Below are 13,484 nucleotides of genomic sequence, written 5' to 3'. Positions count from 1 at the left end.
GTAGGCGGCGCCTTGTGCAAATTTTCACGAGGGGGTGACGTCAGGTGTGTCAGGCGCGTCACTTGAGGTCTCGGGGGCGATCATCAGCCGGAACCGGGCCCCCGCCGGGTCGCCTTCCTCCTGCCACCACACCCGGATCCGCCAATGCGCTCCCGGGCCCGGGTAGTCGGGCGACTCGGAGAACCCGCGGAACAATTCAGCCGCTACGTCCTCAGCTGTCCTGTTCGTCACCTCTGCTGAGCCGTGCCAGGGATGTCCCTGTACGTTCCACAGCCCGTCAGGGCCGCGGACGTCGAAGCGCCACACCGCCAGCCACGGCACGGCGGCCAGCGTCTCGGCCACCCGGTCGGAGTCCAGCCGCAGCCGCGCCGCGATCAGCTCCGCCTCCACCCCCTGGATCCGGGCGGCCAGCACCGCTTGCGGCAGCAGCCGTTCGGGCAGCAGCCCGTCCGCGCGCAGCCCCACCAGCGACTCGAAGTCGAGGAAGCGCAGCCGCAGTTCCAGCTGCCGCCCGATGTGCGCCAGCGCGTCCTCGGCCTCCTGGGCCTCCTCCGCGCCCGGGCTCACCTGGAGCAGCCTGCGGAAGTCCCGCTCCGCGTCCACCGCCCACGCCACCGAGTCCTCGGCCAGACCCAGCTCGGCGAGCCGGTCCCCGAGGAACACCTTGGCCTGGGCCAGCCCCCGCTGATTGACCGGATCGTGCGGGTCCAGCCCCGCCAGGACGTCCACCGCCGTGCGGGTCACGTCCACGGCCCGCTCGCCCGCCGCCCGTTCCATCGGGCTCGGGCCCTCCTCGGCCGCCGCGCCCAGCGGGTGCCGGGGCAGCCGGTCCGCGTCGCTCAGCGGCCAGGCCAGCCAGACCCCCTGGTTGATCAGGCCCCGGGCGTACCAGCGGGCGTACTCGGCGGAGTGCCCTGCGGCCTGCTGCGCGTGCCGCAGGCCCTCCTCCAGGGCGGACAGTGCCCCGGCCCGGTCCCCGTCGGCGAACCGGCGGGCCGCGAGGTCGCCCAGGCGCAGGCCGAGCCGGGCCGCGCACTCGGGGTCGCCGCGCGCGGGTTCCCGCAGCGCGGAGATCAGCTCGCCGAGCAGCCGGTCGCGCTCCCCGGGCTCCGCGTGCGCGGCGCCCGACCGGATCCGCGCCCACTGCTCGTCCAGCCGCAGTACGGCCTCTCGCTGCCCCATGCCCGCCCCCAGCCCCCCGGCTCCGTGTCGTACGAGGCGTACATCCTCGTGGGAAGGCCGCCGCGGGGGGAAGGCCTTCTCTCCCGGCGCAATACGGAACCGGTCACTCCCGAGCGGCTACTCCCAGCGGAAGAACTTCGCCGCCGCGCCCAGGCCCAGCGCCGCCCACACCGCCAGCACGGCCGCGTCGCCCCACGGCAGCGCGGCCCCGTGCTGGAGCACCTCGCGCAGCCCGTCGGACAGGGCCGAGATCGGCAGCAGCTCCAGTACGGAACGCACCGCGTCCGGGAACTTCTCCATCGGCACGATCACCCCGCCGCCCACCAGCAGCAGCAGGAACACCAGGTTCGCGGCGGCCAGCGTCACCTCGGCCTTCAGGGTGCCCGCCAGCAGCAGCCCGAGCCCGGAGAACGCGGCCGTGCCGAGCAGCAGCAGCGCGGCCACGGCGAGGGGGTTCCCGCGCGGGGACCAGCCGAGCCCCAGGGCGATCACCGACAGCAGGGCCACCTGGAGCACTTCGGTGACCAGCACCGACAGGGTCTTGGCGGCCAGCAGCGCCCAGCGCGGCAGCGGGGACGCCCCGAGCCGCTTGAGCACCCCGTAGCGGCGGTCGAACCCGGTGGCGATGGCCTGGCCGGTGAAGGCGGTGGACATCACCGCGAGGGCCAGGATGCCGGGGGCGAGGAAGTCCACGGACCGTCCCGCCCCGCCCTCTCGAACGGGCACGGTCACGGTCACGATGTCCACGGTCGAGAACAGCACGAGCAGCAGCGCCGGGATGATCACGGTCAGGAGCAGCTGCTCACCGTTGCGCAGCAGCATCCGGGTCTCCAACGCGGTCTGCGCCAGGATCATCCGGGACACGGGCGCCGCCCCCGGCCGGGGGGTGAACGTACCGCTGCTCATGACCGCAGCTCCTTGCCGGTGAGTTCGAGGAAGACGTCTTCGAGGGTGTGCCGCTCGACGGTGAGGCTGTCCGGCATCACCCCGTGCTGGGCGCACCAGGAGGCGACGGTGGCGAGCAGCTGCGGGTCGATCTCGCCGGTCAGGCGGTAGACGCCCGAGCTGGTCTCGGCGGCCTGGGTGCCGTCGGGCAGCGCCTTGAGCAGCGAGGCGAGGTCGAGGGCGGGGCGGCCGGTGAATCGCAGGGTGTTCTCGGCGCCGCCGCGGCACAGCCCCTCGGGGCTGCCGTGAGCGACGATCCGGCCCGCGTCGACGATGGCGACCTCGTCGGCGAGCTGCTCGGCCTCGTCCATGTGGTGGGTGGTGAGCACGACGGCGACCCCGTCGGCGCGCAGTTCCCGCACGAGGTCCCAGGTGGCCCGGCGGGCCTGCGGGTCCAGTCCCGCCGTCGGCTCGTCCAGGAAGACCAGCTCGGGGCGGCCGACGACGGCCATGGCCAGGGCGAGGCGCTGCTGCTGGCCGCCGGAGAGCCGGCGGTAGGCGGTGCGGCCGCAGCTGCCGAGCCCGAGCCGCTCCACCAGGAGGCCGACGTCGAGCGGGTCGGCGTACAGCTTGGCCATGTGTTCGAGCATCTCGACGGCGCGGGCGCCGGAGTAGACCCCGCCGGACTGGAGCATCACGCCGACCCGCGGGCGCAGGGCCTGCGCGTCGGCGGCCGGGTCCAGGCCCAGGACGCGGACGGTCCCGGCGTCGGGGCGGCGGTAGCCCTCGCAGATTTCCACGGTGGTCGTCTTGCCCGCGCCGTTGGGACCGAGGACCGCGGTCACCGAGGCCCTCGGGACGGTGAGGTCGAGGCCGTCCACCGCGGTTCTGGTGCCGTACCGCTTCACCAGTCCGCGGATCTCCACGGCGGGGTCGTTGCTCATGCGGGTGAGTCTACGGAGGCGCCGAGGGGGTCCTAAGTCCTGGGTCCCGAAGGTCACGAGTCCGGGTATTCATGACCTTTTCGTACCGAACGGACCAACGGGGAGGGCCTAACTTCGAAAGGTGAACAGCATCGCGCGAAACGTCGAAGCCACCTCGGGGCAGGCCGAGCACAAGGCGCACGATCTCGGGCACCCGGCGCGCTATGCCGTCTCGGCGATGCTGGCCGGTGCCTACATCGGGATCGGGGAGGTCCTGCTGCTCGTCGCCGTCTCGCCGTTCGTCGCCAAGGGGTCGGCGGCGGTGAAGCTGCTGGAGGGCGGGGTCTTCCCGATCGCCCTGACCATCGTGATGTTCGCCGGGGCCCAGCTCTTCACCAGCAATGTGATGGTCATGCTGGTCGGCGCCCTGTCCGGCCGCACCGGGATCAAGGACCTGCTGGCCTCCTGGGGGCTCTCGCTGTCCGGCAATCTGGTGGGGGCCTTCGGTTTCGGCGCCATGGTGCACGCATCGGGAGTGACCTCCTCGCCGTCCGCGCGGGCCATGCTCGCCGAGATGGTGCACGGGAAGACGGCGCTCGGCGGCGGTCAGCTGTTCTGGCGCGCGGTGCTCTGCAACATGCTGGTGTGCCTGGCGATCTGGATGTTCACCCGGGCGCGCGGCGACGCGGCCAAGATTTTCGTCCTGTGGCTGCCCGTCGCCGTCTTCGTGGCGGTCGGTTTCGAACACTGCGTAGCGAACATGGCGGTGTTCAGCCTGGCGATCCTGGACGGGCGGGCCGGGTTCGGCGACCTTTTCCGGAACCTGATGTTCACCGTGCCCGGGAACATCGTGGGCGGGGGCCTGCTGGTGGGAGCCGTGTACTGGTTCGCCGGAGGGGCGCGCCGTGATCGCGGCGCCGTGGCGTCCGCGTGATCCCCGCCGTTCCGCTCCCGGCCCGCTCGTGACTCTGCGTGCATAGATTAGGTAACCCTTAGTGATAGAGGCCACCACGGGTGTCCTCCGACACGGCTTGTCGCCTCCCGGGTAATTACGCAACAATGGCGTTGTGAAATACGGCGAACGGCAGATCGAGGCCCCCCAGGGGGAACTCGCGACCGGAGAGCGGTCCACCCGCGACCGGGTCGCGCGGTCGATCCTGGACCACGGTCCGTCGACCGTCGCCGACCTGGCCCAGCGGCTCGGCCTCACCCAGGCCGCCGTACGGCGCCACCTCGACGCGCTCGTCGCCGACGACGTGATCGCCTCCCGGGAGCAGCGCGTCTACGGCGCCCGGACCCGGGGCCGCCCCGCGAAGGTCTTCGCGCTCACCGCGTGCGGCCGCGACGCCTTCGACCAGTCCTACGACGCCCTAGCCGCCGAGGCCCTGCGCTGGATCGCGCAGTCCGCGGGCGGCGGGGAGCAGGGTGAGGCGGCGGTCGCCGCCTTCGCCCGGGCGAGGCTGGAGACCCAGGCGGTCAGCTACCGCGAGGCGGTCGAAGCGGCGGACCCCGCGGACCGCGCCGAGGCCCTGGCCAGGGCGTTGACCGTGGACGGGTACGCTGCTACGGCGAAGAGCGCCCCGGGGCCGCAGAGTGGTGAACAGCTCTGCCAGCACCACTGCCCGGTCGCCCACGTGGCCGAGCAGTTCCCACAGCTGTGCGAGGCGGAGACCGAGGTCTTCTCCCGCCTGCTCGGGACGCACGTGCAGCGGCTCGCGACCATCGCCCACGGCGACGGGGTGTGCACGACCTTCATTCCACGAAGCGCCGGGCCCGCCGCACACGCCCCACAGACCAACACATCAGTAACAGCTTCTGTACGCACCGCCGGGAGGAACCCCGCATGACCACGGAGATCGCTCACCCTGAGCTGGATGGCCTGGGCACCTACGAATACGGCTGGGCCGACTCCGACGCGGCCGGAGCGGCTGCCAAGCGGGGTCTGTCCGAGGATGTCGTCCGCGACATCTCGGGGAAGAAGTCCGAGCCCGAGTGGATGCTGAAGCTCCGCCTCAAGGGCCTCAAGCTGTTCGGCAAGAAGCCCATGCCCAACTGGGGTGCCGACCTCTCGGGCATCGACTTCGACAACATCAAGTACTTCGTGCGTTCGACCGAGAAGCAGGCCGCTTCCTGGGAGGACCTGCCCGAGGACATCAAGAACACGTACGACAGGCTCGGCATCCCGGAGGCGGAGAAGCAGCGCCTCGTCGCCGGTGTCGCGGCCCAGTACGAGTCCGAGGTCGTCTACCACCAGATCCGTGAGGACCTGGAGGAGCAGGGCGTGATCTTCCTCGACACGGACACCGCGCTCAAGCAGTACCCGGAGCTCTTCCAGGAGTACTTCGGCACGGTCATCCCGGTCGGTGACAACAAGTTCGCCTCGCTGAACACCGCCGTGTGGTCGGGCGGATCGTTCATCTACGTCCCCAAGGGCGTCAAGGTCGACATCCCGCTCCAGGCCTACTTCCGTATCAACACGGAGAACATGGGCCAGTTCGAGCGGACGCTGATCATCGTCGACGAGGACGCCTACGTCCACTACGTCGAGGGCTGCACCGCTCCGATCTACTCCTCGGACTCGCTGCACAGCGCCGTGGTCGAGATCATCGTGAAGAAGGGCGGCCGCTGCCGCTACACGACGATCCAGAACTGGTCGAACAACGTCTACAACCTGGTCACCAAGCGCGCCGTGGCGTACGAGGGCGCGACCATGGAGTGGATCGACGGCAACATCGGTTCCAAGGTCACCATGAAGTACCCGGCCGTCTACCTGATGGGCGAGCACGCCAAGGGCGAGACCCTCTCCATCGCCTTCGCGGGCGAGGGCCAGCACCAGGACGCCGGCTCCAAGATGGTCCACATGGCTCCGAACACCTCCTCCAACATCGTCTCCAAGTCGGTGGCGCGAGGCGGTGGCCGCACCTCCTACCGCGGTCTGGTCGAGATCGGTGAAGGCGCGCACGGCTCCAAGAGCAACGTGCTGTGCGACGCCCTGCTCGTCGACACGATCTCCCGCTCGGACACGTACCCCTACGTGGACGTCCGCGAGGACGACGTGTCCATGGGTCACGAGGCGACCGTCTCCAAGGTCTCCGACGACCAGCTCTTCTACCTGATGAGCCGCGGCCTGACGGAGTTCGAGGCCATGGCCATGATCGTCCGCGGCTTCGTGGAGCCGATCGCGCGCGAGCTGCCCATGGAGTACGCGCTGGAGCTGAACCGGCTGATCGAGCTGCAGATGGAGGGGTCGGTCGGCTAGTCCGGCCCCGCCCGTCCCGTAGCGCAGATCCCTTTGACGCAAGACGCAGGAAGAGAGCAAGACGACAGCCATGGCAGAGGCTCAGAACGCCCCCGAGAACCTTTCGGTTCAGGGCGGTACCCCCGCGGCGGGCTCCACCACCGCCGGCGCGATCGCGGTGGCCGCCGAGTCCACCGTCGCCACCCGGATGAGCGCGCCCCCGTCCTTCGACGTGGCGGACTTCCCCGTGCCGCACGGCCGTGAGGAGGAGTGGCGCTTCACCCCGCTGGCCCGCCTGCGCGGTCTCCACGACGGCACCGCGGTCGCGAACGGCACGATGAAGGCCCAGATCGACGCGCCCGAGGGCGTGACCATCGAGTCGGTGGACCGCGACGACGCGCGCGTCGGCAAGGCCGGTACGCCCGTCGACCGCGTCGCCGCCCAGGCGTTCTCGTCCTTCGCCAAGGCCACGGTCGTCACCGTGCCCAAGGAGCAGGTGCTGACCGAGCCGGTCCGCGTCTCCCTGCACGGCGAGGGCGGCACCACCTTCGGTCACACGGTCTTCGACGTCCAGGCCTTCGCCGAGGCGGTCATCGTCATCGACCACACCGGTGACGGCGTGCGCGCCGCCAACGTCGACTTCCTCGTCGGCGACGGCGCCAAGCTCACCGTCGTGTCCGTGCAGGACTGGGACGACACCGCCGTCCACTGCTCCCAGCACAACACGCTGGTCGGCCGTGACGCGACCTACAAGTCGATCGTGATCACCTTCGGCGGCGACCTGGTCCGGCTGCACCCCCGGGTGACCTACGCGGGCCCCGGCGGCGACGCCGAGCTGCTCGGCCTGTACTTCACCGACAAGGGCCAGCACCAGGAGCACCGCCTCCTGGTCGACCACGGCGCCCCGCACTGCAAGTCCCACGTGGTCTACAAGGGCGCGCTGCAGGGCCAGGACGCGCACGCGGTCTGGATCGGCGACGTCCTCATCGAGAAGACCGCCGAGGGCACCGACACCTACGAGATGAACCGCAACCTCGTCCTCACGGACGGCGCGCGGGTCGACTCGGTGCCGAACCTGGAGATCGAGACCGGCGAGATCGTCGGCGCCGGTCACGCCTCCGCGACCGGCCGCTTCGACGACGAGCAGCTCTTCTACCTCCAGTCGCGCGGCATCCCGGCCGACGAGGCCCGCCGCCTGGTGGTGCGCGGCTTCTTCGCCGAACTCGTCCAGCAGATCGGTGTCGACGACATCGAGGAGCGCCTGCTGGCGAAGATCGACACCGAGCTGCAGGGCTCGGTCTGATGTCTTACGTCAAGGCCTGTGCGCTGAGCGAGCTGGAGAAGGACACCCCCAAGCGGGTGGAACTCGACGGCACGCCGGTGTCCCTCGTCCTCACCGAGGGGGAGGTGTTCGCGATCAACGACATCTGCTCGCACGCGAACGTCTCCCTCTCGGAGGGCGAGGTCGAAGACTGCATGATCGAATGCTGGCTGCACGGCTCGTCGTTCGACCTGCGGACCGGCAAGCCGTCCGGCCTTCCGGCGACGCGCCCCGTACCCGTATACCCCGTAAAGATCGAAGGGGACGACGTGCTCGTCTCCCTCACCCAGGAGTCCTGAGGTATCCATGGCAACGCTTGAAATCCACGACCTGCACGTCTCCGTCGAGGCCGAAAACGGCGCCCGCGAGATCCTCAAGGGCGTCGACCTCACCGTCAAGCAGGGTGAGACGCACGCCATCATGGGTCCGAACGGCTCCGGCAAGTCCACCCTCGCGTACTCGCTCGCCGGGCACCCGAAGTACACCATCACCGGTGGCACCGTCACCCTCGACGGCGAAGACGTCCTGGAGATGTCCGTCGACGAGCGCGCCCGCGCCGGTGTCTTCCTCGCCATGCAGTACCCGGTCGAGGTCCCCGGCGTCTCGGTGTCCAACTTCCTGCGTACGTCGGCCACGGCGATCCGCGGCGAGGCCCCCAAGCTGCGCACCTGGGTGAAGGAGGTCAAGTCCGCGATGGAGCAGCTCCAGATGGACACCGCCTTCGCCGAGCGCAACGTCAACGAGGGCTTCTCCGGCGGCGAGAAGAAGCGCCACGAGATCCTCCAGCTGGAGCTCCTCAAGCCGAAGATCGCGATCCTCGACGAGACCGACTCCGGCCTCGACGTCGACGCCCTGCGTGTCGTCTCGGAGGGCGTCAACCGCGTCCGCGAGGGCGGCGAGGTCGGCACCCTGCTGATCACGCACTACACGCGCATCCTGCGCTACATCAAGCCCGATTTCGTGCACGTGTTCGCCAACGGCCGCATCGCCGAGTCCGGTGGCGCCGAGCTGGCCGACCAGCTGGAGGCCGAGGGTTACGACAAGTACGTGAAGGGTGGCGCTACCGCGTGACGCAGTTGCCTGGCCTCCTCGACACCGAGGCGATCCGCAAGGACTTCCCCCTGCTGGATCGTGTGGTCCACGACGGGAAGAAGATCGTTTATCTGGACAACGCGGCGACTTCGCAGAAGCCGCGCCAGGTGCTCGACGCGCTGAACGAGTACTACGAGCAGCACAACGCCAACGTCCACCGCGGCGTGCACGTGCTCGCCGAGGAGGCCACGGCGCTGTATGAGGGCGCCCGTGACAAGGTCGCCGCCTTCATCAACGCGCCGAGCCGCAACGAGGTGATCTTCACCAAGAACGCCTCGGAGTCGCTCAACCTGGTCGCGAACATGCTCGGCTGGGCGGACGAGCCCTACCGGGTCGACCGCGAGACCGAGATCGCCATCACGGAGATGGAGCACCACTCCAACATCGTGCCGTGGCAGCTGCTCTCGCAGCGCACCGGCGCGAAGCTGAAGTGGTTCGGCCTCACCGACGACGGCCGCCTCGACCTGTCCAACATCGAAGAGGTCATCACGGAGAAGACGAAGATCGTCTCCTTCACGCTGGTCTCCAACATCATGGGCACGGTCAACCCCGTCGACCAGATCGTCCGGCGCGCGCAGGAGGTCGGCGCGCTGGTGCTGATCGACGCCTCGCAGGCCGCTCCGCACATGCCGCTCGACGTACAGGCGCTCGGCGCCGACTTCGTGGCCTTCACCGGCCACAAGATGTGCGGCCCGACCGGCATCGGCGTCCTGTGGGGACGCCAGGAGCTGCTGGAGGACCTGCCCCCGTTCCTCGGCGGCGGCGAGATGATCGAGACCGTGTCGATGCACGCCTCGACCTACGCCCCGGCCCCGCACAAGTTCGAGGCGGGTACCCCCCCGATCGCCCAGGCCGTCGGCCTCGGCGCGGCCGTGGACTACCTGACCGCGATCGGCATGGACAAGATCGCCGCGCACGAGCACGTGATCACCGAGTACGCGGTCAAGCGCCTGCTCGAAGTCCCCGACCTGCGGATCATCGGCCCCACCACGGCCGAGGACCGCGGCGCGGCCATCTCCTTCACCCTGGGAGACATCCACCCGCACGACGTCGGCCAGGTCCTGGACGAGCAGGGCATCGCGGTCCGCGTGGGACACCACTGCGCGCGCCCCGTCTGCCTGCGTTACGGAATTCCCGCGACGACGCGAGCGTCGTTCTACCTGTACTCCTCTCCGGCGGAGGTCGACGCACTGATCGACGGGCTGGAGCACGTACGGAACTTCTTCGGATAGCGACGAAGGCGACGAGGACGCAGTGAAGCTGGATTCGATGTACCAGGAATTGATCCTGGACCACTACAAGCACCCGCACGGGCGTGGCCTGCGCGACGGCGACGCCGAGGTGCACCACGTCAATCCGACGTGCGGTGACGAGATCACGCTGCGCGTGAAGTACGACGGCGAGACGCTGACCGATGTCTCGTACGAGGGCCAGGGCTGCTCCATCAGCCAGGCCAGCGCGTCCGTACTGAACGAGCTGCTGGTCGGCAAGGACCTCGCCGACGCGCGCCGGATCCAGGAGGCCTTCCTGGAGCTGATGCAGTCGAAGGGCAAGGTCGAGCCCGACGAGGCCATGGAAGAGGTACTGGAGGACGCCGTGGCGTTCGCCGGTGTCGCCAAGTTTCCCGCCCGGGTCAAGTGTGCTCTGCTGAGCTGGATGGCGTGGAAGGACGCGACCGCCCAAGCTCTGGGCGACGCGGAGAGGAAGACGGCATGACCGAGAACGCGACGCCCGAGGCGTCGATCAAGCCGGCCAGCGAGGAAGAGGTCCGCGAGGCCCTCTACGACGTGGTCGACCCCGAGCTGGGCATCGACGTCGTCAACCTGGGCCTGATCTACGGGATCCATGTCGACGACGCGAACATCGCCACCCTCGACATGACGCTGACGTCCGCGGCCTGCCCGTTGACCGACGTCATCGAGGACCAGGCGAAGTCCGCGACGGAGGGCATCGTCAACGAGCTGCGCATCAACTGGGTGTGGATGCCGCCGTGGGGCCCGGACAAGATCACGGACGACGGCCGCGAGCAGCTGCGCGCGCTCGGCTTCAACGTCTGATCCGCTGTTGGGACGAGGCTGATCCGGATTCTGATCCGGTTCGGCCGCAAGACGTACGGGCAGGCCCCCGGCACATCGTGCCGGGGGCCCTCTCTGTTCTCCGAGTTCTCCGTACGGATGAGTTCCGTGCACCGGGAGTTGGCCAGGGTGGCCGAATCTTCTCGACGGCCGTCACATCGTGGCGCAGCAGTCGAGAGGACCATCCGTGACCGTTCGTCCTTCACCGGTACGCCGCATGGGTGCCGTGGGGGCTGCCGGGGCCGCGGCCCTGCTCGTCGCGGGGCTCACCGGGCCCGCCTTCGCGGCGCAGCCGCCCGCACCGGCCATCGCGCTCTCCGCCGGGTACCTCTCGGGCGCCGTCGGCGCGATCGGCGACCCGGGCGTCGGCGTGGACGTCGCGCAGGCCGGGGCCCCGGCGGCCTCCCTCAAGGTCACCGTCACCGCCTCCAGCGACCCGGCGGTCGCCCGCGTCGGCGACGTACGGGTCGACCGGACCCGGGACGGGCGCCGGCTGACCGTGCACCCGCGCGGGCGGGGCCACACCGAGCTGACGGTCACGGTCACCGGGCGCGGCGGGAAGAGCGCCGCCGCCACCCTCGGCTACGCCGCTTCGGCGCGCGTGAGCACCGGCGCCGCGGGCACGCGCTACCTCACCGGCTCCTCGGACGCCTCGGCGGCCGTGGACGCGGGCGGCGGGTACGCGCTGGTGGCCGACGACGAGTCCAACGTGCTGCGCCTGTACGACCGTTCCCGGTCCGGCGCGCCGGTCAGGACCTGGGACCTCGGCCCCGCCCTCGGCGTGAAGAAGGAAGTCGACATCGAGGCCGCCGCCCGGGTCGGCGACACCGTCTACTGGACGGGCTCGCTCGGCAACAAGAAGGACGGCACGTACAAGGCCGAGCGGAACACCGTCTTCACCACGAAGATCACCGGCTCCGGCGCCGCCACCGAGGTCACCTTCACCGCCGCCTACAAGGGCCTGCGCGAGGACCTGATCGCCTGGGACACCGCCCACGCGCACCGCTACGGTTTCGCCGCGGGCACCGCCGCCGGACAGGTCCCCAAGCGGATCGACGGGAACGCGGCGGACCAGTACCTGATCCTGGCGGGTTCCTGGGCCGCCGACGACAAGAGCGACCCTTACGCCCTCTACTCCTGGGACGGGGTCCCCGGCCACGCGCCGAAGAAGCGCGCGGACCTGCCCACCGCCGACCCCGGCGGCTGGGAAGCGGTGGTCGCCGTACCCGACCTGCGGGTGCCCGGCGCCCGCGTCCAGCTGATCACCGACAGCGGCTCCGCCGACCTGTACGGCGACGGCGCCGAGGCCAAGGACCTCGGCCATCCCGAGTGGAAGAAGTCCCGGTCCGCTTGGTTCACGCTCGACTCCGTCCGTGGGGGACACCGATGAAGAAGCAGCTCAGCACCGCCGCGATCGCCGCCCTGATGCTGGCCGGCCTGACGAACCTGCCCGCGCAGGCCGTGAGTTACGGTACGCCGACCATCAGCCTGTCCGCCGGATACCTGTCCGGAGCCGTCGGCGGGGTCGGCGACCCGCTGGTCGACGTGACGGTCGCGCAGAGCGGGGCCGACGTGTCGGCGCTCACCGTCAGCGCGACGGCGTCCAGCAAGTCCTCGGTCGCCGGAACCGGGGACGTGACCGTCACCGGGGCCGGAGCGGTCCGCGAGCTCGCCGTGACCGCCCGTGGCCGCGGCTACACCACCCTCACCCTCAAGGTGGCCGGGCTGGGCGGCAAGAGCGCCACCAAGACCCTGTCCTACGCCGCCTCCGCGGCCGTACGGAACCCGGCCGACGCCCGCTACCTCACCGGCTCCTCCGACTCCTCGGCCGCCGTGGACGTCGGCGGCGGCTACACCGTCGTCGCCGACGACGAGTCCAACGTGCTTCGTCTGTACGACCGTTCCGTGTCCGGGGCCCCCGTCAGGACGTGGGACTTCAGCTCGCAGCTCGGGGTCACCAAGGAGGTGGACATCGAAGGCGCCACCCGCGTCGGCGACACCATCTACTGGACCGGCTCGCTCGGCAACAACAAGGACGGCGAGTACAAGGCTCCCCGGAACACGGTCTTCACCACGACGGTGAGCGGGTCCGGCGCCACGACCCAGCTCGGCTACGGGCGTTCGTACAAGAAGCTCCGCGACGACCTGGTGGCCTGGGACAAGGCCAACGGCAACCGCTACGGCTTCGCGGCGGGCACCGCGGCCGGCGAGGCGCCCAAGCAGATCGACGGGTTCAACGTGGAGGGGCTGGAGTTCGCGCCCGGCTCCACGACGACGGCCTATGTGGGCTTCCGTGCGCCGCTGGCGCCCGCGGTGCCCGGCGGCAAGGCGCTGATCGTGCCGGTGACCAACTTCGACAAGGTCCTCTCCAGTGGCTCCAAGGCCACCTTCGGCGCGGGCATCGAGCTGGACCTCGGCGGGCTCGCGATCCGCGACATCCGCAAGAACGCGGCGAACCAGTACCTGATCCTGGCCGGTTCCTGGGCCGCCGACGACAACACCGACCCCTACGCCCTCTACTCCTGGGACGGGGTGGCCGGGCACGCCCCGGTCAAGCGGACCGACCTGCCGACCAGCGACGCGGGCGGCTGGGAGGCCATCGTCGACGTCCCCGAGCTGAACGTGCCCGGGGCACGGGTGCAGCTGATCACCGACTGCGGTTCGGCGGACCTGTACGGGGACGGGACCGAGGCCAAGGACCTGACCCACGCGGAGTGGAAGAAGTCGCGCTCGGGCTGGTTCACGGTCGGCTAGCGATCGAGTTCCGG

14 protein-coding genes are annotated in these 13,484 nt (G+C 70.2%); 11 read left to right on the top strand and 3 right to left on the bottom strand.

The genetic code is table 11. The features are described 5' to 3' along the window. Window positions 1-24: 24 nt before the first annotated feature. From QMF80_RS10955 to QMF80_RS10945, 3 genes are all read right to left on the bottom strand, one after another. Entirely contained in the window at window positions 25-1,182 is a 1,158-nt protein-coding gene (locus QMF80_RS10955; protein WP_283452066.1) for a hypothetical protein, read from the bottom strand. A 117-nt stretch (window positions 1,183-1,299) separates the two neighbouring features. Then, window positions 1,300-2,088, bottom strand: coding sequence for an ABC transporter permease (locus QMF80_RS10950; RefSeq protein ID WP_283452064.1), 789 nt, complete (start codon window positions 2,086-2,088; stop codon window positions 1,300-1,302). Further along, window positions 2,085-3,011, bottom strand: coding sequence for an ABC transporter ATP-binding protein (locus tag QMF80_RS10945; protein ID WP_283452062.1), 927 nt, complete (start codon window positions 3,009-3,011; stop codon window positions 2,085-2,087). The genes QMF80_RS10950 and QMF80_RS10945 overlap by 4 nt, the downstream gene beginning before the upstream one ends. A gap of 121 nt (window positions 3,012-3,132) precedes the next feature. Between QMF80_RS10945 and QMF80_RS10940 the strand changes: the two genes are divergently transcribed. From QMF80_RS10940 to QMF80_RS10890, 11 genes are all read left to right on the top strand, one after another. Further along, entirely contained in the window at window positions 3,133-3,924 is a 792-nt protein-coding gene (locus QMF80_RS10940; RefSeq protein WP_283452060.1) for a formate/nitrite transporter family protein, read from the top strand. A 133-nt stretch (window positions 3,925-4,057) separates the two neighbouring features. After that, complete coding sequence (locus QMF80_RS10935) at window positions 4,058-4,837, top strand: helix-turn-helix transcriptional regulator (RefSeq protein ID WP_283452058.1); 780 nt, start codon at window positions 4,058-4,060, stop codon at window positions 4,835-4,837. Further along, window positions 4,834-6,249, top strand: coding sequence for a Fe-S cluster assembly protein SufB (gene sufB / locus QMF80_RS10930; protein WP_283452056.1), 1,416 nt, complete (start codon window positions 4,834-4,836; stop codon window positions 6,247-6,249). Before QMF80_RS10935 ends, sufB begins: the two co-directional genes overlap by 4 nt. Before the next feature lie 70 nt (window positions 6,250-6,319). Further along, the gene (sufD, locus tag QMF80_RS10925; protein WP_283452054.1) at window positions 6,320-7,531 is read left to right on the top strand and encodes a Fe-S cluster assembly protein SufD; all 1,212 of its coding nucleotides are present in this window, start codon (window positions 6,320-6,322) and stop codon (window positions 7,529-7,531) included. Continuing rightward, complete coding sequence (locus tag QMF80_RS10920) at window positions 7,531-7,848, top strand: bifunctional 3-phenylpropionate/cinnamic acid dioxygenase ferredoxin subunit (protein ID WP_283452052.1); 318 nt, start codon at window positions 7,531-7,533, stop codon at window positions 7,846-7,848. Before sufD ends, QMF80_RS10920 begins: the two co-directional genes overlap by 1 nt. Window positions 7,849-7,855: 7 nt before the next feature. Then, window positions 7,856-8,620, top strand: coding sequence for a Fe-S cluster assembly ATPase SufC (gene sufC, locus QMF80_RS10915; protein WP_283452050.1), 765 nt, complete (start codon window positions 7,856-7,858; stop codon window positions 8,618-8,620). Further along, complete coding sequence (locus tag QMF80_RS10910) at window positions 8,617-9,873, top strand: cysteine desulfurase (protein WP_283452048.1); 1,257 nt, start codon at window positions 8,617-8,619, stop codon at window positions 9,871-9,873. The genes sufC and QMF80_RS10910 overlap by 4 nt, the downstream gene beginning before the upstream one ends. A 22-nt stretch (window positions 9,874-9,895) precedes the next feature. Next, window positions 9,896-10,357: a Fe-S cluster assembly sulfur transfer protein SufU gene (gene sufU, locus QMF80_RS10905; RefSeq protein ID WP_283452046.1), complete on the top strand. Its 462-nt coding sequence runs from the start codon at window positions 9,896-9,898 to the stop codon at window positions 10,355-10,357. After that, window positions 10,354-10,698, top strand: a complete 345-nt coding sequence (locus tag QMF80_RS10900) for a metal-sulfur cluster assembly factor (RefSeq protein ID WP_053681645.1) — start codon at window positions 10,354-10,356, stop codon at window positions 10,696-10,698. The genes sufU and QMF80_RS10900 overlap by 4 nt, the downstream gene beginning before the upstream one ends. Window positions 10,699-10,903: 205 nt before the next feature. Continuing rightward, window positions 10,904-12,106 carry a hypothetical protein gene (locus QMF80_RS10895; protein ID WP_283452042.1) on the top strand — a complete coding sequence of 401 codons (1,203 nt, stop codon included), beginning with the start codon at window positions 10,904-10,906 and terminating at the stop codon, window positions 12,104-12,106. After that, window positions 12,103-13,470: a hypothetical protein gene (locus tag QMF80_RS10890; RefSeq protein ID WP_283452041.1), complete on the top strand. Its 1,368-nt coding sequence runs from the start codon at window positions 12,103-12,105 to the stop codon at window positions 13,468-13,470. The genes QMF80_RS10895 and QMF80_RS10890 overlap by 4 nt, the downstream gene beginning before the upstream one ends. Window positions 13,471-13,484: the final 14 nt, after the last annotated feature.

Source organism: Streptomyces sp. G-G2 (genome assembly GCF_030063135.1).
Taxonomy (GTDB): domain Bacteria; phylum Actinomycetota; class Actinomycetes; order Streptomycetales; family Streptomycetaceae; genus Streptomyces.
The sequence above is the reverse complement of the archived record's forward strand: the minus strand, read 5'-3'. Positions and strand labels throughout refer to the sequence as shown.